The 17,416-nt window shown below is 64.5% G+C and carries 22 protein-coding genes; 11 read left to right on the top strand and 11 right to left on the bottom strand.

Annotated features, from left to right (window positions below):
- Positions 1 to 12: 12 nt before the first annotated feature.
- On the bottom strand, positions 13 to 174 hold the full coding sequence (locus tag BLS48_RS35830) for a hypothetical protein (protein ID WP_167365293.1): 162 nt from the start codon (positions 172 to 174) through the stop codon (positions 13 to 15).
- 391 nt (positions 175 to 565) lie between these two features.
- On the opposite strand from BLS48_RS35830, the gene BLS48_RS29780 reads away from it, so the two are divergent.
- Complete coding sequence (locus tag BLS48_RS29780; protein ID WP_091585552.1) at positions 566 to 1,759, top strand: hypothetical protein; 1,194 nt, start codon at positions 566 to 568, stop codon at positions 1,757 to 1,759.
- Position 1,760: 1 nt separating this feature from the next.
- Here BLS48_RS29780 and BLS48_RS36005 read toward each other — a convergent pair whose 3' ends face one another.
- Both BLS48_RS36005 and BLS48_RS29775 read right to left on the bottom strand, forming a co-directional pair.
- Complete coding sequence (locus BLS48_RS36005; protein WP_208604691.1) at positions 1,761 to 1,868, bottom strand: putative RiPP precursor; 108 nt, start codon at positions 1,866 to 1,868, stop codon at positions 1,761 to 1,763.
- 194 nt (positions 1,869 to 2,062) lie between these two features.
- Positions 2,063 to 2,719: a DUF6064 family protein gene (locus tag BLS48_RS29775; RefSeq protein WP_091585593.1), complete on the bottom strand. Its 657-nt coding sequence runs from the start codon at positions 2,717 to 2,719 to the stop codon at positions 2,063 to 2,065.
- A 228-nt stretch (positions 2,720 to 2,947) separates the two neighbouring features.
- On the opposite strand from BLS48_RS29775, the gene BLS48_RS35825 reads away from it, so the two are divergent.
- From BLS48_RS35825 to BLS48_RS29755, 3 genes are all read left to right on the top strand, one after another.
- Positions 2,948 to 4,564 (top strand): WD40 repeat domain-containing protein, encoded by a 1,617-nt coding sequence (locus BLS48_RS35825; protein ID WP_167365292.1) that lies wholly within the window; start codon positions 2,948 to 2,950, stop codon positions 4,562 to 4,564.
- Between the two features lie 143 nt (positions 4,565 to 4,707).
- Entirely contained in the window at positions 4,708 to 5,445 is a 738-nt protein-coding gene (locus BLS48_RS29760) for a hypothetical protein (RefSeq protein ID WP_091585550.1), read from the top strand.
- Between the two features lie 125 nt (positions 5,446 to 5,570).
- Positions 5,571 to 6,122 carry an isochorismatase family protein gene (locus tag BLS48_RS29755; protein WP_091585548.1) on the top strand — a complete coding sequence of 184 codons (552 nt, stop codon included), beginning with the start codon at positions 5,571 to 5,573 and terminating at the stop codon, positions 6,120 to 6,122.
- A gap of 559 nt (positions 6,123 to 6,681) precedes the next feature.
- Here BLS48_RS29755 and BLS48_RS29750 read toward each other — a convergent pair.
- The 3 genes from BLS48_RS29750 to BLS48_RS29740 all read right to left on the bottom strand — a co-directional run bounded on the left by BLS48_RS29750 (position 6,682) and on the right by BLS48_RS29740 (position 7,818).
- Positions 6,682 to 6,942, bottom strand: coding sequence for a hypothetical protein (locus BLS48_RS29750; protein WP_091585546.1), 261 nt, complete (start codon positions 6,940 to 6,942; stop codon positions 6,682 to 6,684).
- Positions 6,943 to 7,014: 72 nt separating this feature from the next.
- The gene (locus tag BLS48_RS29745; RefSeq protein ID WP_091585544.1) at positions 7,015 to 7,221 is read right to left on the bottom strand and encodes a hypothetical protein; all 207 of its coding nucleotides are present in this window, start codon (positions 7,219 to 7,221) and stop codon (positions 7,015 to 7,017) included.
- A gap of 396 nt (positions 7,222 to 7,617) precedes the next feature.
- Positions 7,618 to 7,818 (bottom strand): hypothetical protein, encoded by a 201-nt coding sequence (locus BLS48_RS29740; RefSeq protein WP_091585542.1) that lies wholly within the window; start codon positions 7,816 to 7,818, stop codon positions 7,618 to 7,620.
- 138 nt (positions 7,819 to 7,956) lie between these two features.
- Here BLS48_RS29740 and BLS48_RS29735 point away from each other — a divergent pair, with 138 nt between their 5' ends.
- Positions 7,957 to 8,217, top strand: a complete 261-nt coding sequence (locus BLS48_RS29735; protein ID WP_143019543.1) for a hypothetical protein — start codon at positions 7,957 to 7,959, stop codon at positions 8,215 to 8,217.
- A gap of 3 nt (positions 8,218 to 8,220) precedes the next feature.
- Positions 8,221 to 8,481: a hypothetical protein gene (locus BLS48_RS29730; protein ID WP_143019542.1), complete on the top strand. Its 261-nt coding sequence runs from the start codon at positions 8,221 to 8,223 to the stop codon at positions 8,479 to 8,481.
- On the opposite strand, the gene BLS48_RS29725 is transcribed toward BLS48_RS29730, so the two are convergent.
- Positions 8,478 to 9,191, bottom strand: coding sequence for an SOS response-associated peptidase (locus tag BLS48_RS29725; protein WP_091585536.1), 714 nt, complete (start codon positions 9,189 to 9,191; stop codon positions 8,478 to 8,480). The genes BLS48_RS29730 and BLS48_RS29725 overlap by 4 nt on opposite strands.
- Positions 9,192 to 10,106: 915 nt before the next feature.
- On the opposite strand from BLS48_RS29725, the gene BLS48_RS29720 reads away from it, so the two are divergent.
- Positions 10,107 to 10,409, top strand: a complete 303-nt coding sequence (locus tag BLS48_RS29720; RefSeq protein ID WP_091585591.1) for a DUF1236 domain-containing protein — start codon at positions 10,107 to 10,109, stop codon at positions 10,407 to 10,409.
- Between the two features lie 121 nt (positions 10,410 to 10,530).
- Here BLS48_RS29720 and BLS48_RS35275 read toward each other — a convergent pair whose 3' ends face one another.
- Complete coding sequence (locus BLS48_RS35275) at positions 10,531 to 10,743, bottom strand: hypothetical protein (RefSeq protein ID WP_143019541.1); 213 nt, start codon at positions 10,741 to 10,743, stop codon at positions 10,531 to 10,533.
- Positions 10,744 to 10,798: 55 nt separating this feature from the next.
- Here BLS48_RS35275 and BLS48_RS29715 point away from each other — a divergent pair, with 55 nt between their 5' ends.
- Positions 10,799 to 11,596 (top strand): hypothetical protein, encoded by a 798-nt coding sequence (locus tag BLS48_RS29715; protein WP_244529959.1) that lies wholly within the window; start codon positions 10,799 to 10,801, stop codon positions 11,594 to 11,596.
- 283 nt (positions 11,597 to 11,879) lie between these two features.
- Here BLS48_RS29715 and yghU read toward each other — a convergent pair whose 3' ends face one another.
- Positions 11,880 to 12,746, bottom strand: a complete 867-nt coding sequence (yghU, locus tag BLS48_RS29710) for a glutathione-dependent disulfide-bond oxidoreductase (protein ID WP_091585534.1) — start codon at positions 12,744 to 12,746, stop codon at positions 11,880 to 11,882.
- Between the two features lie 364 nt (positions 12,747 to 13,110).
- Between yghU and BLS48_RS29705 the strand changes: the two genes are divergently transcribed.
- Both BLS48_RS29705 and BLS48_RS29700 read left to right on the top strand, forming a co-directional pair.
- Positions 13,111 to 14,016, top strand: a complete 906-nt coding sequence (locus BLS48_RS29705; protein ID WP_091585532.1) for a S1C family serine protease — start codon at positions 13,111 to 13,113, stop codon at positions 14,014 to 14,016.
- Between the two features lie 16 nt (positions 14,017 to 14,032).
- Positions 14,033 to 15,007, top strand: a complete 975-nt coding sequence (locus BLS48_RS29700; protein ID WP_091585530.1) for a LysR family transcriptional regulator — start codon at positions 14,033 to 14,035, stop codon at positions 15,005 to 15,007.
- Positions 15,008 to 15,024: 17 nt separating this feature from the next.
- Here BLS48_RS29700 and BLS48_RS29695 read toward each other — a convergent pair whose 3' ends face one another.
- Positions 15,025 to 15,753, bottom strand: coding sequence for an SDR family oxidoreductase (locus tag BLS48_RS29695; RefSeq protein ID WP_091585528.1), 729 nt, complete (start codon positions 15,751 to 15,753; stop codon positions 15,025 to 15,027).
- A 344-nt stretch (positions 15,754 to 16,097) separates the two neighbouring features.
- Between BLS48_RS29695 and BLS48_RS29685 the strand changes: the two genes are divergently transcribed.
- Positions 16,098 to 16,697, top strand: a complete 600-nt coding sequence (locus BLS48_RS29685; RefSeq protein WP_091585587.1) for a YdeI/OmpD-associated family protein — start codon at positions 16,098 to 16,100, stop codon at positions 16,695 to 16,697.
- Between the two features lie 6 nt (positions 16,698 to 16,703).
- Here BLS48_RS29685 and BLS48_RS29680 read toward each other — a convergent pair whose 3' ends face one another.
- The gene (locus BLS48_RS29680; protein ID WP_091585524.1) at positions 16,704 to 17,333 is read right to left on the bottom strand and encodes a glutathione S-transferase family protein; all 630 of its coding nucleotides are present in this window, start codon (positions 17,331 to 17,333) and stop codon (positions 16,704 to 16,706) included.
- Positions 17,334 to 17,416: the final 83 nt, after the last annotated feature.

Here is a 17,416-nt window from a genome sequence, read left to right as displayed (position 1 = left end):
GCCTGTCTGCGCCTAGGGAACGACGCCAACGCCGGCATATATCAAGCCGGCGAAGAACAGGGGAAAACCGACCAGACAGGTGGCCATGACGACGACGAGAGCGGTGGCCATACGCTCGCCACGCCGGCAAAGCGCGTCGGCAGCGGCGTCGTCCTGCGGGATGAGCTCTCGCAAGAAGTCTGAAATATCCTGGTTCGCAGGTGTCTGGTTATCGTTGGCGGGCAGGGGGGCCGGGGCCTTGGAAATAGGTGTCTTCGGAACTGGATTCACACTTTGCCTCTCACTCGATCGCGTGGCCCAAACGTCAAAATCCGGCGATGGTTCCGGATTTTCTAAATTAGCGATGATCGCCTCTGCGTGAGGTTGGCGCGTCCGGCCGGACAGGCGCGCTTGTTGCGCTACTCGACTCTTCACGGACCCCGCGTAAGATCAGCCCAAGGGGAACTTTCGATGCGACCGGTGCAACTGATGTTTCGCGCCAGACTGGTGACGAAAATTGTCATGGGAGGTGCGGTTCTGACACTTTGCATTTTCGATAGAGGTGAACGACCGCGGTTGAAGCCCCATGCATGATCTCGGCCTTGTCGGAATCCTGCTCGCGGCCGCCGTGATCGCTGCCGTGGCGGCTGGCGTCCTCTGGTTGTTGCGGAAGGCGCGTGTCCGTCGCCGCGCCCGTCGCCGGGCGGATCCGGCCAACGACTATGCCGTGCGTACCGACTGGGAACGCAGCGACGGCACCGTCAACTACTCGTCCTTCGTCTATTTCGATGTCGATCGCGACGGAAAATACGGAGTGGGCGACCGGCCGATGGCCGGTATCATGGTGCGGCTGTTTGACGAGAAAGGCGCCTTCGTTGCGTCATCGAAGACCAACATTGGCGGCTTTGCCAATTTTGCCATGTCGACGTCTTCAGGCAAGGCCGTGATCCGTGCGCCCGGCACCTACCGGTTTGCGGTTTCGGTGCCGCCGGGCTGGCGCTCGCCCAGTGCGAACGAGGCCCAGTCGATGCAGTTCCGGCTGGCGCCGGGCTCGCCCACCGGGCTGGTGTCACCGGATCTGCCGAAGCCGGTCGGCCTGACGCCGGGGCGCAGCCTGGCCGGCAGGATGGCGGCAGGCGACACCGCGACGCTGTCGGTGATGGCGAACGGGCTGGTGCTGGAGAGCCGGGTGCTGGCGCAGGGCTCGACGTTCCGTTTCGACCTCGCCGACGAGGCCGACATGGTGGTGATCGCCGGCGGGGGATTTGACCGGCGGCTGGCGCTGTCGCCTTACCCGACCGATCTCGGGCTACTGTCGCCGCAGACCTTGTCGAGCGAGGCGCCGCTGCGGACGATCGGCTTCGATGACATCACCCGGCGTGGGTTCCGGAAGATTCCGTCCGGCCATGCCGGGCTCGAATGGCGCAACCTGAATGCCATGGCGCAGGACCACACCAAGGGTGGCGAAGGCTATGTCAACGGCAATGTTTCGGGAGACCACGTGGCTTATACCAGCAGCGGCTATCCGGCCGAGTTCTGGAGCGAGACGCCGTTCGGTTTCCACTCGGTGCTGCTGAGTGCCGCGTGGCTGAAGTCCGAAGGGGAGACGGCGCTGGTCGAAAGCTGGCTGGGCGAGCGGCTGGTTGCCAGCGACCAAGTCGCGCTGTCGGCGCTCACGCCCCTGCATTACGCTCCGATGCTCAAGGCCGTGACCCGTGTCCGCCTTTCGACGAAACACTATTGGCAAATGGCGCTGGACGACTTGGTGCTGACGGGATGACCTATTGCGGTGTTGGGTTCGAAGTCACAACCGGGCCGTTGGTCGCGGCCGTGATCGCCTTCAGATTGCCCTTCTTGACCAGAGCGGGCCGCTCGTAGATTTTCTTCATGCCGTGAATCCCCCGGTGTAGTGACCCAGCATCATGTCAGACCCTCGCTGGCTGTCAACCGGAGGGCGGCTGCATGGCGTTTTGCGCTCACCGCGCCGCGCTGTGCGATTGCCGTGCTGACGTTGCTGGCCGATCAGGTCCTGTGGCCATGCACCGGTCTTGGTGAAACCGGGTGAAGGCAAACCTCTGCATCGCTAGCCGGTGATCTTCGCGCCCGACGGATGGCTGTGGCTGAGGGCTATCAACGGAACCGCAATGATGCCGCTGGCGAGCAGCAGCCAGTCCTGCGGCACACCCAGAAGGAATGCAGCACTTCCTCCAATCAACGACCAGATGAACGGGATCACAAGCAGCCACCAAGGCAGGGGTGGCTTGGCGAGGAGCAAGAATCCGAAAGTGAAGATCGTCACCGGACAGGGGGTGACACCGAACGCGGGCATTTCCGGATAGGGGTGACCCATCCAGATGCCGAGAAGAGGATAAAGGATGGTCGCGTAGGCGACAAAGGCGATCCCCACACTCACGGCAAGCCCGAAATCCCGGCCGAAACGCAGCTGTCTCCTGAAGACGCCGCAATAGACCAGCAAGGCTCCCTGGGTGACGAACATGGCTCCAAAGATCAACGCGGCCTTGTTGATCTCGGTGAAATAGAGCCAGTGATATACGATGCCGGTCCACAGCCACATGACCGCCAGGATGACCGCGACCAGGCGATCCGCCATTCGTGGCCGCCAGAGAAGCAGGACCACGGCGAGGGCGCCGCAAGCAAACGCCACCGGTTGCATTGGCCAGATCGCTTCATTGTAGGCAACCAGATTGGCAAGAAACTGGTCACTGGTGAACGGCAGCATCAGGGAACCTCCAACCTGCCTGACCCTAGCCACGGTCGCGGGATGCTTCATTGATCTGGCACAATTTCTCCATGCTTGCGCACCTGCCGCACGACAGGGTGTGGGTTCGGCGCGGATGTAATTTTGCGCTGGCTGCCTGGTGCTGGTAATCTCGGGTCCTGAACCGTGCGGCGGGGCAGGGCTCGTGATGAGCCGAGCGGGCGGTGCAGGCGGCAGCGAGGGGGCGCGATGGACAGGTTGGCTGAGCGGCTGTTTGCGCTTCCCCTGCTGGCGGCCGCCCTGGCTTGCCTGGTTCGCGCCTACCTGCTCCTGGGCGGCAGGGATTTCGCCTGGAGCGGGATGGTCCGTATGCTGCATGGTCCGGCCACGCTGTTGCCGGTGGTGTTCCTGGCGGTGGGCGCGCTCTGCCTGCTTGGCGCCTTGTTGTTCTGGGCCGGGCTGCTGCCCGGCCGGCCCAGCCGCCCCACCGGGACGCCACTCTTTGGCCGCAACGCCGAGATCGATCCCAAGGGCCGTCCGGGCTTGCGGCGCGCCTTCCTTGTTCTGCCGGTGATTGCCGTGCTGACGCTGCTGGCCGATCAGGTCCTGTGGCGGGTGCAGGGCCCGGGCGGCGAGGTGGCCTCGCCAAGCCAACCCAAGGCCAACGAACCAAAAACCCCTGAACCGAAGGGCAGTGAGCCCAAGGGGCAGGATGTCGCCAGCGCGCCACCGGCACCGGAGCCGATAGCCCCGCCACCAAACCCGCCGCCAGTTGCCGAGCCAGCGTCGCCACCCGCGCCTGCTGCACCGCCCGCTCCGCCGCCGGAGGCCGCCAACCCGGCGGCGGAACCGGTGCCCGTCGTCCCGACGCCGCCAGCTGCCCCAACACCTCCCGACGTCGCGGTCATTCCGCCGCCCACCGTGGCGCCCTTGCCGCCACCGCCGCCCGCTGCTCCGACACTGCCCGACGGCCATCGTGACGCCGTCGTCTGGCTATCGGTGGCGCCCGACGGGCGCTCGATCCTCAGCGCCAGCACCGACCATGTGATCAAGCTGTGGGACATCGGCGGCAAGCATCTGATCCGCAACCTCGGCGTCCACAAGGACATGGCGCGCACCGCGCTCTACATGCCCGACGGCCTGCGCGCGCTGACGGGGGGTGACGATGGCGAGATCGTGTTGCGCCAGCTTTCCGACGGCGCGGTGCTGCATGTCTTCCAGTCCGGCGGCAATGGTGGCGTCAACAAGCTCGCCATCACGCCGGACGGCAAGCGCGCCGTCAGCGGACACGATACCGGCAACGTCATCGTCTGGGACCTCGTCAACAACGCCGTGCTGCATGTCCTGACCGGGCATGACTGGTCGATCAGCGCGGTGGCCGTCTCGCCCGACGGCAGCCGCGCGGTCTCGGGCAGCATCGACGGCACGCTGAAACTCTGGGATATCGAGAGCGGCAAGCAATTGCGCAGCTGGCACGGCCACGAGCAGGGCACCTATGGCGCCGTGTTCACCGCCGACGGGCATCATCTGATCACCGGCAGCGGCGACCTGACGATCAAGGTCTGGGATCTCGACAGCGGCCGCGAGGTGAAGCGCTTCGAGGGCCACGAGGGCACGGTCTACACGCTGGCGCTGTCGGCCGACGGCAGGCGCCTGCTGTCAGGCTCGCTCGACGGCACCGCACGGCTGTGGGACATGGAAACCGGCAACCAGATCGCCATGTTCGACAGCCAGACCGGCCCGATCTACGCGGTGGCCTTCGCCGCCGACGGCACGGTGCTGACCGGCGGCTACGACCGCACCATCCGCGACTGGCCGACCACCGGCGGCGACGGCGTGGTGCTGTTTGCCGGGGCGCCGGGATGAGCAATGCCTGCGTCATGAGCGGTAGTATCGGATGACAGAGCGGCACTAGTCTGCCAAGTTGGGTCGACAAGGCTGAGCAAGCTGTGTGAGTAATGCTCGGGAGGGGTTTTGTTGTGTATGGGTCGGCTTCGCTGAGTGCTCGATTGCGTTCGAGGCTGCTGCAGGCGATTGGGGTGTTTGGCGCCCTGGCGTGCCTGATCGAGGGCTGCGCGAATCCGCGCATCATTGAAAGCGCCGTGCCCACGGCTCCTCCGGCCGAGGCCCGGCAATCCTGCACCGCGCAATGGCATGCCCGAGGCCATACGACCCAGGCCCAGGCACAGGCATTCGCCAGGAAATGCCTCCATGCGCAAGGCGCGCTGGAAAAGCAATTCGACAACAAGACCGTCACCCGCAAGGTGACGGCGCTGATCGATGCCGATCAGCCGTTGACCGCCCTCGAACCATCCGACGTCGGCATCTTTTGTCCGGGCTATATGCTGCAAGGCAGGCAAGGGCGCGCGGTTTTCTGGCGCACGTTGATTGCCAACCTGGCCGGCGCGGAATCCGTCAACAACAGCGCGGCTGCCTTTTGGGAAGCGGACCAGGACCAGTACTCCATCGGGCTGCTGCAGCTCTCGTTGGCCGACGAGGGGAGATACAGATGCGGTTTCAAGTCGGAGGTCGACATCACCGATCCTGACCGAAACCTCGCCTGCGGTATCAAGGTCGTGACGATGCTTGTCAGGGCGGACGGCATGATCGGCGGCGGCGCTGGTCACGAGATGAAAGGCGCCGGCGCCTACTGGGAGAACCTGAGGCAGCCATCCGAAGTGCGCAACCGGCTGATCAACGCCACAAAGGCGGTCGCGGAGTGCAAACCGGACCCCCGAAACGCCTGAGGCGGTCCATCGTTTCACGGAAGCGCGACCACTCTATCTCTTTATTTTGGTGCGAATATGGATCGAAAGCCTGGGTCGGCGGGCGCATCCTTGACCCACCAACCCCCAACGCTATCTTCGCAGTCATGTCCGCAAACACACCTTCCGCCATCGCGCCGCTTGTCGTCATCGATCTCCAGACCGGCATGTTCGACGGCGTGCACGAGCCGCCGATCCATGATGCGCCGGGTATCGTCGAGCGCACGCGGGCGGTGATCGACTGGGCGCGGCGCGGTGGGCGCAAGGTCGCTTTCATCAGGCATGACGGACCGGCGGGCGACCCGCTGGCGCCGGGCGAACCGGGCTGGCCGGTGTGGCCCGCGCTTGGCCAGGCCGAGGGTGAGCCGACCTTTGCCAAATCCGTGCGCGATGCCTTCAGCAATCCCGCTTTTGCCGACTGGGTGGCCGGGCAAGGCGCCGGCGCGGTCGTGCTCGTCGGCGCGCAGACCGATTTTTGCGTGGCGGCGACCGTCAAGGGGGCGCTGGCCAGAGGGCTCGGCGTGACCGTGGTTTCGGATGCCCATAGCACGCTGGACAGCGCCAGCGAGAGCGCGCCGCAGATCATCACGCGCCACAATGCCAGCTTCGCGGAGGGCGGCGTCGATCTGGTGACGACGAAGGCGCTGGTCGGCGGCTGAAGCCAGGGGGCAGGATGATAGCGCCAAGCGCTCCTGCCGTGGTCGACACGGACGGGGGGGCGCATTGTTGGGGTGAGCTCGGCGCCCGCGTCGACCAGGGCGGCTCCTCGCCGCAACAACAGCATCGCACATCGCCCGCCGAAAGAAACTTCCGCGAAAGCGGAATAGGCGGGCCGAAAATATGCAAGCCGCGTCGGTCCCACGAGGCGTGCCCGGGATGGCGGCGCGTTGACATCCGCCGCATCGCCGGCGCGAGGGCGAACGGCAAAGGAAAAATGGCCCGGCGGCCAGGTGCAAAGGGCGGCACGCCGGGCCCAGCCGGCTTCTGGCGGTCGCCGGCTGTTTTTATATTCGCAATCTCTAATGTTTAATGCAAGGCGGCTTCAAACCTCTCCTGGGGATAAAGGCCGTCGGGCCTTGGCTCTCAGAAGCCGGCCGCTCCCGCCACCATCAGCACCAGCATGACGACCGCCGCGCTCCAGACGGCGGCCGTTGCCAGGGTTGTTGCGTTCGGACGAATTCTGCGATGGGCCCTGGGCGGCGGCGGTTTCGGCATCGCTCAGTAGCGGCGCAGTTCGCAGACGCGCACCTTCTCGATGACCCAGTGATGGTGGCGCCAATGCTTCCTCACCTTCACGAAGCAATGGCGGTTGTGATGCTTGCGCCAGTGATGATCGCGCCAGCGATTGTCGCGCCAGTGGTGCCGGCCCATATTGCCATTGTCGGTCGTGATGACGAGGCTGGCGGCCTGCGCCGGGGCCACGATCACGGGGGACACGACGGAGATGGCGACAAGGGCCGAGAGAATGAAGTTTTTCACAGTGGATATCCTCCGTTATTAGCATTTGCTCATGTTAATTCGAAAGAGGGCTAAATGTTCCGCCGCCCATGTTCAGTTCGCCGCCCTGCGGTCGGCCGCCTGAAACGATCGGGCGGGTGGGGAAGACAGCGCTCGTTGATCCGATGGCTGCTCGTTCAGGTAGAGCGAGCCGCCCAGAACAAGGAACACGATGCCCACCGCCATCAATCCCACCATCAGCACGGCGATCGCCGTGCCCGGGCCGTGGCCTGTCTTGACGATGGTGGATCGATAGGGCATCGCGCTTTCCTCCCACACGGATCCGGCGGTGCCGGAGACCTCGCATCAAACGGCAAGCGTGGCCGAATGTTCCCTTGGCCGGCTCCAATCCAGTCCCATCGGGCCATTGCGGTTTCGTATAGGACCAAGGTCTTAGGTGCCGGCCGCAAAGGTCCGAGGGCCCTGTTCGGTTCCGGCAATGTGCATTGGACGTTCCATTATTTTAGTCAAAACTGATATAATGATGTTCTGTATCGAGGGCGACGACCGGGCAAAAACATAGCCGGCGAAGCGTCTTCACCAACAATCGCGGCTCGGAAAATGGTGTCGTCGGCAAGGTCCAGCTACAAATTCCGAAATGACCGACAGCACGCCGTTACTGCGGCTAGCCCGTTGGCATGACGGTGGTCCACGGCCTCACATTTCGCCGGCCAGTCCGCGCCCTCCGGCTCTCCGTCCACCCTCCGCCGCATCCAGCCTTTCCTGCAGATGCCCGTTCAGCACGATCATCTCCTTCAGCGCCTTCACCGCGTCGCCCTTGTGCTGGGCGATGAATTTGTCGGCGACGGCCTGAAGGGCGGCTTCCTGGCGGCTGTCCAGCGTTGCGATGTGGGCCATTTCGGCACCTCCTGGTGTCCTAGTAGGGATAGTGAACAAAAACGGAACAAAACTGTCAAGCGCGAATTGACTTGGCGAGGAATGCGTTCCTATTTGTCAGGAGGTGGGGCGGTTGCTCGCAAGCCGAGGAGAGCCGCGATGGGCAGACGGAAGAGCCGCTATGACAGATTGTTTGCAAGCGATGCGGAGGCGATCCTGCGGGATGCGCTGCGCCTGCGCACCACGGTGCTTGCGGCGCAGTTGAACCTAAAGGCCAATGGCGAGCTGTTCTGGCACCTGTCGGGGCTGACCGACAAGCTGCATGCGGTGATGGGAATAGTCGCGGAAAAGGAGCCCGATTTCCGCACGGCGTGGCTCGGCCTGCTGCCGCTGCCCGAGGATTATTCCACCCGGAAATGAGCCATGGCCGGACCAATGGACAGCGTCGGTCGGGCCGCCAAGGCCAACATGCTGCTTGTCGTCGAGTGCGGCCATTGCTGGCATGTCGGCCGCTTCCGGGCCAATGACGTGGCCAAGGTGGTGGGCTGGAACAAACCGCTGGAAGCCATCCGCTTCCGCTGCAAGCGCTGCAGCCGCAAGGATGCGACGGTGAAGACCCAGTTCATCGACCAGGATCATCCGCCGAAGGGCTATATCTGGGTGCTGCAGAAGGCGAGGGGTTAAAACAGCGAACCCTGCACGGGTGGCGGCGGAGCCTGCGGCGGGAACTTGATCTGCGTGGCGGGCTTGTCGACAATCACCAGCGCGTCGTCGGGCGCGGTGCGCTGCAGGTGCCTTGCCTGCGACCACGGCGCGGTCAGCCAGGTCTCGGTTTCCTCCGGCGTGGTCAGGATGACCGGCATGGCCTTTTCGTGGATCGGCGCGATCAGCGCGTTGGGCTTCGTGGTCAGGAAGCCGTAGAGCTCGAAGTCGCCCGGGCCGTCCTTGACCTTGCGCACGCCTTGCCAGCGCGTCCACAGGCCAGCGAAGAAGAACAGCGGCTTATCCTTGTTCAAGGCGAACCAGACATTGCGCTGGATACCGGTCTCGGGGTCCTTGTCACCGGGTGTCGGCGAGGGCTCGGCGAAGCTGGTCACCGGCACCAAGCAGCGGTTCTCGATGCCGACATATTGCTGCCAGTGGCCATATTGCGGGTTGCGGATGTTGGTGGTGCCATAGTCGGCCTTGCCCTTCACCCGCTCGATCGGCGTCGGCATGCCCCACAGAAGGTTGGCCAGTTCGCGCTGCCCGTCCGGTGCGTTGCGCGCGACCGGGCCGGGTTGGTTGGGATAGATATCGACCGAGGGTTCGAGGTTGCCCAGGATGTCGCGCAGCGCGCGCGTCCACTGGCGGATCGCCTCCTGGCTGGTGGTGAGGTTGTAGAGGTTGCACATCTCAAGCCCTTCCCCGATGCCCGCGCATCTTGTGGGAAAGGGCCGGCAATTTCCAGCCGTCGCTCACGTTTCGTCGAGCCGGCCTTGGCAGCGTTTCCTGGCGCGTCAGACGGGTAGACATGGCAACGCCTCGACGGTGAATTAGCAGCCACCACCACAGCCGCCGGGCCTCGCGATCAAAGGCTTGTCATCGGAGACCATCGAGTGCGCTGGTGAGCGGCGCTCATGCCTGCAAGCGCGATCCTACCAGCCCATCCACTCGCGCGCGCGCCAGGCAAGGCCGGCAAACGGCGCCATCAGCGCGATCACGACAAACATCAGCGTGAAGGGATGCCTGGTCACTGGGGGTCGAGGAGCCATCTGATCGTCATCCTTGCTGGGAGATTTTTGCCACAACGTCATCGAGATCACATGGTTGCATGCGGACCAGACCGCATTTCATGTAGGCGCAGACTGGCGCCAGCGATGGTGGAACCAAGCCGCGACCCTTGCGTTTTTCGATCGCGACCGGCGAGGCTGCCACCTCCACCGGGCGCCGTTGAAGGCTCGCCCTGCTCCCGGCGGGGCGGGCCTTTTTCGTACTCCGGGAAAAGCTGTCTGGAACGACATTGCGCGCGCCACGTTGGCTGCTTCCAAGGCAATGAACAGATCGACCTCGCTTTGAACGGCTGGTGCCGAGGCACCCTTTCAAGGCGATAATCCTTGTGATCTTCTCAAGTTATGTTGATGGATCGCGAATATTTATCCGTGAAATTGAGAGCATATATTCCGCTTGCGCGCAAAGGCGAGAACAACAGGGATCGTCCCACGCTCGATTAAACAACACATTTATTCCACAATTCGAAATGGAACCTCCGAGCTGTGATCGAGTTTTCATGCAGGGCGGTTTTTCAGATAGCCCTTATGGAGATTATCATGAAACATTATCTTTCGAGTGCAGCGGCCGCGATCCTTCTGATGAGCGGCATTGGCGCAGCGGTGGCGCAAGACGTCGTTGTCGTCCAGCCGGAGCAGGAGACGGTCGTTCGCGAATACGTCAAGAAGCAGCCGCTGGCGTCGGTGAACCTTTTGGGCGTGGAGCTCAAGCTCGGCTCGCCGGTACCGGACACGGTTGAATTGCGCGAGGTGCCCAACGTCAAGTACCGCGTCGCCGTCATCAACGACCAGACTGTCCTGGTGGATCCCGAGACCCATCAGATCGTCGAAGTCCTGAACTGATTGATGGCTTGACGCGGGGGCGGGAAGTTCCCCGCTTCCATGCCAGGCTTGCCTTGGGAAAAGCCCGTCACGACTTCGCGTCGGTGGCGGGCTTTCGTTTTAGGGCCAGCCTTTCCGTGGTCTATTCGGCGGCGGCCGCCAGCATCGTCGCTTCGCAGTCGTCGGCGTCGTGGCCCCTGACGCATCTGGATGACCGGGTCGCCGAAGGCACGGTTGGAACCGTGCCGCCGCGCTTGGCGGCCGGGGCGGGCGCATCGATCGCCGCGCGATCGACCTCATGCTTTGGGCTGGAAAACCGGAATGCCAGGGTGCAGGGTGCGGCCGTGCGGGACATTCGTGCGCCGGCTTTCGCGGCCGGCCTTTTCGGCGGAAGACCTGAAAGCCCTTCGATGACCATCCAGCCTGTCGAGATGAGTGTTCGCGACGACGCGCCCCGCATCATGCTCCTGCTTGGCAGCGCGCCCGACGCGGTGCGTTGCGAGCCCTGGCCGAAGCAGGCCTTCAGCCGGATCGTCGCCATCAACAATGCTTGGCGCGTGCGCCCCGACTGGGATTTCCTCGTCCATGCCGGCGATTTCCCGTCGGACCGGCTGCCCCACGACGCAAGTTTACGGCAGGCTCAAATATTCAGCGCCACGCAGTATGTTCCGGCGCAGAACGCCTTCGGTGGCTTCGTCTATGCCGGCGCAACGATGGCGCTGACCGCCGCCTATTGGACCATTCACAGCCAGAAGCCCGACGTGCTGGCATTCCTGGGCTGCGACATGATCTACGATCGGCCGGGCAAGACGCATTTCTATGGCATCGGCCGTCCCGATCCCTTGCGCGACGACGTTACCTTGCGCAACCTCGAGGCCAAGTCGGCGCGCCTGCTTGTGCAGGGGCTGCAGCATGGCTGCCTGTGCATCAATCTGTCCGACCTGCCGCGCAGCCGGCTGGTTTTTCCCAGGCTGTCCTTCGACGCGCTCGGCGGCCTTTCGCTGGCGCGGATTGCCGAAATGAGGGCGGAAATCCTCGGCACCATCCGGCTCGACCAGGCCGAAAAGGCCGAGGAGATCGAGAAGGACCTCGGCTATTTCTACGAGGACGGCATGTACTGGAACCATCTCGACGAGATCGACGAGACATTCCTTGCCGACATCGACCAGCTGTGGATGTCGGCCGTCGACAAGGAACGGGTGGGCTGAAGCGGCCAACCGCCCCCACGGGGGAGGAGCGATCGCATATGGATTCTTACGAAGATAGACCCCTACCCCAAAACCTCCCCACAAGGGGGAGGGAATGCTGCCGCGCGGGCTTCCTCGGCGTCAAAACGTCTGCAATCTGTCGATGTCAGCACCGACGGAAGTCTCCCTCCCTCTTGTGGGGAGAGGTAGGGGTGGGGGTAGATCGCAGAGCGAAAGCCCCCCGGCCTCCTATATGCGATTGCCCTGCATGGGAGGAGGGAGGTTGGCGCGTTTTCGGCTCAGCTCACTCGGCCGCCAGCTTGTCCTGCGTGTTCGTGTCGAAGTCGCTGGCGTCGTGGCGCTCGTGCAGTTGCAGGGCCGGTTCGCCAAAGGCGCGGTTGACCATGCGGCCGCGCTTGACTGCCGGGCGAGCGTCGATCGCTCGCGCCCAGCGCTGCACGTGCTTGTAGTCCTGCACGGACAGGAACTCGCCGGCATCATTGTACATGCGGCCGAGCGCCAGCCCGCCATACCAGGGCCACACCGCCATATCGGCGATGGTGTAGTCCTTGCCCCCGAGATATTCGGTTTCGGCGAGGCGACGGTCGAGCACGTCCATCTGGCGCTTCACCTCCATCGAGAAGCGGTCGATGGCATATTCGAACTTTTCCGGCGCATAGGCGTAGAAATGGCCGAAGCCGCCGCCGAGATACGGCGCCGAGCCCATCTGCCAGAACAGCCAGGACAGGACTTCGGCGCGGGCCGGCTGTTCGGTTGGCAGGAACTCGCCGAACTTTTCGGCGAGATAAACAAGGATCGAGCCGGATTCGAAGACGCGGATCGGCGTCTTGCCGCTGCGGTCCATCAGAGCGGGGATCTTGGAGTTTGGGTTGACCTCGACGAAGCCGCTGCCGAACTGGTCGCCATCGTTGATCCTGATCAGCCAGGCATCGTATTCGGCGCCCTTGTGGCCGCGCGCCAGCAGTTCCTCGAGCATGACCGTGACCTTGACGCCGTTCGGCGTCGCCAGCGAATAAAGCTGCAGCGGGTGCTTGCCGATAGGCAGTTCCTTCTCATGCGTCGGCCCGGCGATTGGCCGGTTGATGCTAGCGAAGGCGCCGCCATTCGCCTTGTTCCAGGTCCATACTTTCGGCGGGGTGTAGTCAGTCATCTGGGGCCTCGTGTCTTGGGGGCTTGTGGAAAGGAAGGGCGGTCCATCTACAGCTAGGGCTGCAAACGAGAAAGTTCAACTTGTGTTGAACTATTGTTTACCGGGCGCCGCTTTCCCTTCTCCCCCAGGGGGGAGAAGGTGTCGCCGAAGGCGACGGATGAGGGGTGTTCCAGAGGACACCAGCCTCAGTCCGTCCAACACTCCTCGTCCGTCTCGGCGCTACCGCGCCGATCCACCGCCTTGGGCGAGTCACGCGCCTCGCCCGTCCTTCGGGCCCCACAGGGGGAGAAGGGATAACTGCCACCCCTTGCACCATCTCCGGCGTGGCATACCTATAAGAATACCACGTACCAGGAATGACAGCATGACCATCACTCCCAATCCGCGCTCGGTCGTGGCCGTGCGGGCCACCGTTCCCGATGATGCGTTCACGGCCGGAGCGCTCGGCACGCTCAGGGAAGGCAGCGGCGTCGTCATTCGTGACGACGGGCTGGTACTGACCATCGGCTATCTCATCACCGAAGCGGAGGAAGTCTGGCTGACCAGCCAGGACGGCCGCGTCATCCCCGCTCACGCGCTGGCCTACGACCAGGAATCGGGCTTCGGCCTGGTGCAGGCGCTGGCGCCGCTCGGTTTGCCGGCGGTGGCGCTGGGCGATGCCGGCAAGGCCAAGGTCGGCGACGCCGTCGTGCTTGCCGACGGTGTCGGCCGCTCGGTCCAGTCCAGGATCGTCACCAAGCAGGAATTCGCCGGCTACTGGGAGTATCTGCTCGACGAGGCGATCTTCATAGCACCGGCGCACCCATCCTGGGGCGGTGCCGGGCTGTTCGGCGCCGATGGTTCGCTGCTCGGCATCGGTTCGCTGCGCTTGCAGATGAGCCGCAACGGCGAAGTGGCCGATATAAACATGGTCGTGCCGATCGATCTGTTGCCGCCCATCCTCGACGATCTCCTGACGCGCGGCCAGGTGGCCAAGCCGCCGCGCCCGTGGCTCGGCGCCCTCTCGGCCGAAAGCGATGGCAGGGTGGTGGTGATGAGCGTGACCGAGGGCGGCCCGGCGGCCAAGGCCGGTCTGCGCCAGGGCGACGTCATTTCCGAGGTCCGCGACGGCGCGGTCGATGGGCTCGCCGATTTCTATCGCAAACTGTGGGAGAGCGGCTCGGCCGGCGCCGAGATCCCGATGCGGGTGGTGCGCGACGGCCGCGAAACCTGGCTGCGCGTCAAGTCGGCCGACCGCGGCAGTTTCCTGAAAAAGCCGCAGCTGCAGTAGGTGCGTCGACCCGACGATGCATCCAAGACTGCTCAAGACCTTTCTGGCGGTGGCGCGAAGCCGCAACATCACTCGCGCCGCCGAGGCGGTGCACCTTGCCCAGTCAAGCGTCAGCGATCAGATCCAGGTGCTCGAGGCCGAGCTTGGCGCGGCGCTGTTCACCCGCGCGAAAACGGGGTTGGAGCTGACGCCGGCGGGTCGGGCGCTGAAGCCTATCGCCGAAGACCTGCTGCGGCTGGATGGCGAGGCGCGCGCTGCCGTGCAGGCGGCGGCCGGGCAGACGATGGGAGTGCTGACCATCGGCGCGCTGGAGACGATCGCCTCGGCTCGGCTGGCGCCCTGGCTGCCAGGGTTCCAGGCCAGCCATCCCGACATCCCTGTCCGGATGAAAGTGACCGACAGCGGTACGCTGCTGCGCCAGCTCGAGGACGGCGACGTCGATGTCGCGTTCTGCTTCGACCGTCGCGGCTTTGCGAAGGGCGTGTCCGATGAACGCCTCGCCAGGCGCACGATCGTGGCCGAACCGCTGGTACTGGTCGCGGCCGCGGGGCAGGGCACCGTGCCAGGCGGCCTTGCCGCGCTTGCCACACTGCGCTTCGTGGCGACCGAGCCCGGATGCATCTACCGGCACATGTTCGACACCGCCTTTGCCGAGGCGGGTGTTGCCGCGCCAGAACTTGCCGCCGAAGTCGGCAGCATCGGCACTATCGCGCGGCTGGTGGCCGCCGGCGCGGGGCTGGGCCTCGTTCCACGCCTTGCCGTCACCGACGCGCTCGCGCGGGGCGACATCGTCGAACTGCCGTGGCCCGGCCAGGCACAGACGGCGCCGCTGACGATGATCTGGCGGCGCCGGCGCGTTCAGCCGCCGGCGCTCAGGCAATTGCTCGCCGCCGTGCGCGAGACGCTGGCGCCGGTGCCTTCACGCTCCGAGGCGAGTTCAGGACTTGAATCGACCAGTCGTTCCAAAGCCTTGTTTCCAAACAACTCCTGACGGAAAGCCGTCGCCGCCTAAACCAGGCGATGCCCGCCTTCGACATGCAGGGTCGTTCCCGTCGTGAACCCGTTGCCGATCAGGAAGAAGATGGCGTCGGCGATATCATCGGGTTGGCCGATCCGGCCGACCGGCAGCCGCTCGGCCATCGCACCAAGCGTCTCGTCTTTCCTGTCGCCGGCAACCTGCGCCCAGATCGTGGTGTCGACCCAGCCGGGCGAGACGGCGTTGACGCGGATCGGCGCCAGCTCCACTGCCAGCGCCCGCACCAGCCCTTCGAGCGCCGCATTGACGGCGGCGACCACCGACCCGCGCGCGGCCGGCCGGTAGGCGGCGATGCCGGAGACGAAGGTCATCGAGCCGTTTGCCGCAAGCCGTGGCGCGCCGTGCTTGGCGAGAAGCAGCGGGCCGTAGAGCTTGCTCTCGACCACGCGTTGCGCCGCCTTGAGTTCAAGCGCCGGCAGCAACTGGTAGGCGCCGTCGATGTCGGCGGCGGTGCTGACGATGTGGTCGAGCCCGCCGATCCGCGCGAAAAGTGCTGCGACCTCGTCCTCGCGGGTGATGTCGATAGCGGTTACCTCCAGGCCAGCGGGATTGCCAAGCGCCTCGCGCGCCTGTTGCAGCCTGTCCTCGCCGCGTCCGGCGATGATGGTCTTTGCACCGGCCTCCACGCAGCGCCTGGCCAGCGCCAGACCCATGCCGGAGCCGCCGCCAACGATCAGGATTTTCTGGTTCGAGATGTTCATATCCGCTCTGCCTCTGTTTGGATGGACAAGGCAGGGATTGGCAGGACGGTGCAGCAAGCGGAAACGGAAGAAACCGATGGTGTTATCGGAGATGCCGATGGCGGTACCGTGCGGGATGGAAGCTTGGCCAAGTTGCGCTTGAGCGCCCCCCTCTGTCCGGCAGGACAGAGGGGGGCGCGAAGGAACGCCGTACGCGCCGACAAGTTTGCTGACGCAAACTGACAGGGACCCATGCCAAGATGCCGGCCGATGATGATGGCCGCGATTCTGGCGGCGGAAGCGACAGAGAAAGCAGGAGACAACGTGATCCGAGCGGCAACAGCACTGAACGGGCAGGCCGGCTGATGGCGCCCGTCAAGGTCGACCCGGACAAGATCAGGGAATTCCCGGACCCTGCCAGCTTCCATGCCTGGCTCGGCAAACACCACGCCACCGAAACCGAAGTGTGGATCAAGGTGCACAAGGTGGGGTCGGGGCTGAAGTCGATCACGCCCAGGGAAGCCATCGATGTCGTGCTGTGCTTCGGCTGGATCGATGCGGTGCGCAAGGGGCTCGACGACAAGAGTTTCCTGCAGCGCTACACGCCGCGCGGCAAAAAGAGCATCTGGAGCCAGATCAACATCGACAATGTCGCGCGGCTGGTCGCGGAGGGCCGCATGACCGAGCATGGGCTGCGAGAGGTCGAGGCGGCCAAGGCGGACGGGCGCTGGGCGCGCGCCTATCGCAGCGGCAAGGAGATGAAGATCCCCGATGATCTGCAAGCGGCGATCGACGCCGAGCCGGCGGCAAAGGAGATGCTCGAAAAACTCAGCGCGCAGAACCGCTTCGCGCTCGCCTTCCGCACCCACAACATGAAAACCGAGGCCGGCCGCAAGAAGAAGATCGAGACCTTCGTCGCGATGCTGAAGCGCGGCGAGACGATCCATCCGCAGGGCAAGAAATAGGGCCTTTCAGGCGCCCGAGTGCGGATCGATGCTGTATGGGTGCACCGGGTAACCGGGACCGATGGCGTCGCGCACGCGGCCAGCCCACGCAACGAATGCCGGGTAGTCCGAGAGACGGAAGCCGCAATCCTCGGCGCGATGGCTGTAGGCATAGACGGCGATATCGGCGATCGTGAAGTCGTTGCCGATGAGAAACGGCGCATCGCCGAGGCTGCGATCCAGGGCGGCGAGTGTGCGGGCGCCGGATTCGCGCTTGCCCGCAACCATGCCCTGGTTGCGCTCGAGCCGTCCGGTCAGCGTCCAAAAGCGCAGCGAGCCGATGACCGGCTCGACATTGTATTGTTCGAAGAACAGCCACTGCATGACCTTTGCGCGCCGATAGCGGTCCGCCGGCAAAAAGGGCGTCCCTTCAGCGAGGTAGGTGAGGATCGCATTGGATTCGGCGATGGCGCTCCCGTCTTCGAGCTGAAGCACGGGGACCGCACCGGCCGGATTGAGTTCAAGGAAGGCATCAGTATGGCTTTCGCCCTCGAAGATCGAGACGATGCGACTGTCGTACGGGATGTCGAGCAGCCCGAGCAGGACCCGGACCTTCCAGCCATTCTGCGATGGCAAATAATCATGGAGCGTGAGCATGGCCCGTCCTTCCGCCGTGGTGGGGATAGCGTTCGCATGCGGCCTCGCCACTCGCCACCCGATTCCTGCGCCGGGCATCGAGC

Origin of the sequence: Mesorhizobium qingshengii (assembly GCF_900103325.1) — a bacterium.
GTDB classification, from domain to species: Bacteria; Pseudomonadota; Alphaproteobacteria; order Rhizobiales; family Rhizobiaceae; genus Mesorhizobium; species Mesorhizobium qingshengii.
This window is presented reverse-complemented; position numbering and strand designations above follow the sequence as displayed.

Excerpts from the sequence above, each read along its gene's own strand:
- BLS48_RS35825 (WP_167365292.1), top strand. The coding sequence starts at position 2,948 with ATGGACAGGTTGGCTGAGCGGCTGTTTGCGCTTCCCCTGCTGGCGGCC.
- BLS48_RS35275 (WP_143019541.1), bottom strand. The coding sequence starts at position 10,743 with ATGTCCCGCACGGCCGCACCCTGCACCCTGGCATTCCGGTTTTCCAGC.
- yghU (WP_091585534.1), bottom strand. The coding sequence starts at position 12,746 with ATGACTGACTACACCCCGCCGAAAGTATGGACCTGGAACAAGGCGAAT.
- BLS48_RS29685 (WP_091585587.1), top strand. The coding sequence starts at position 16,098 with ATGGCGCCCGTCAAGGTCGACCCGGACAAGATCAGGGAATTCCCGGAC.
- BLS48_RS29755 (WP_091585548.1), top strand. The coding sequence starts at position 5,571 with ATGTCCGCAAACACACCTTCCGCCATCGCGCCGCTTGTCGTCATCGAT.
- BLS48_RS29720 (WP_091585591.1), top strand. The coding sequence starts at position 10,107 with ATGAAACATTATCTTTCGAGTGCAGCGGCCGCGATCCTTCTGATGAGC.
- BLS48_RS29695 (WP_091585528.1), bottom strand. The coding sequence starts at position 15,753 with ATGAACATCTCGAACCAGAAAATCCTGATCGTTGGCGGCGGCTCCGGC.
- BLS48_RS36005 (WP_208604691.1), bottom strand. The coding sequence starts at position 1,868 with ATGAAGAAAATCTACGAGCGGCCCGCTCTGGTCAAGAAGGGCAATCTG.
- BLS48_RS29725 (WP_091585536.1), bottom strand. The coding sequence starts at position 9,191 with ATGTGCAACCTCTACAACCTCACCACCAGCCAGGAGGCGATCCGCCAG.
- BLS48_RS29680 (WP_091585524.1), bottom strand. The coding sequence starts at position 17,333 with ATGCTCACGCTCCATGATTATTTGCCATCGCAGAATGGCTGGAAGGTC.
- BLS48_RS29775 (WP_091585593.1), bottom strand. The coding sequence starts at position 2,719 with ATGCTGCCGTTCACCAGTGACCAGTTTCTTGCCAATCTGGTTGCCTAC.
- BLS48_RS29715 (WP_244529959.1), top strand. The coding sequence starts at position 10,799 with ATGACCATCCAGCCTGTCGAGATGAGTGTTCGCGACGACGCGCCCCGC.
- BLS48_RS29735 (WP_143019543.1), top strand. The coding sequence starts at position 7,957 with ATGGGCAGACGGAAGAGCCGCTATGACAGATTGTTTGCAAGCGATGCG.
- BLS48_RS29700 (WP_091585530.1), top strand. The coding sequence starts at position 14,033 with ATGCATCCAAGACTGCTCAAGACCTTTCTGGCGGTGGCGCGAAGCCGC.
- BLS48_RS29730 (WP_143019542.1), top strand. The coding sequence starts at position 8,221 with ATGGCCGGACCAATGGACAGCGTCGGTCGGGCCGCCAAGGCCAACATG.
- BLS48_RS29745 (WP_091585544.1), bottom strand. The coding sequence starts at position 7,221 with ATGCCCTATCGATCCACCATCGTCAAGACAGGCCACGGCCCGGGCACG.
- BLS48_RS29740 (WP_091585542.1), bottom strand. The coding sequence starts at position 7,818 with ATGGCCCACATCGCAACGCTGGACAGCCGCCAGGAAGCCGCCCTTCAG.
- BLS48_RS29705 (WP_091585532.1), top strand. The coding sequence starts at position 13,111 with ATGACCATCACTCCCAATCCGCGCTCGGTCGTGGCCGTGCGGGCCACC.
- BLS48_RS29780 (WP_091585552.1), top strand. The coding sequence starts at position 566 with ATGCATGATCTCGGCCTTGTCGGAATCCTGCTCGCGGCCGCCGTGATC.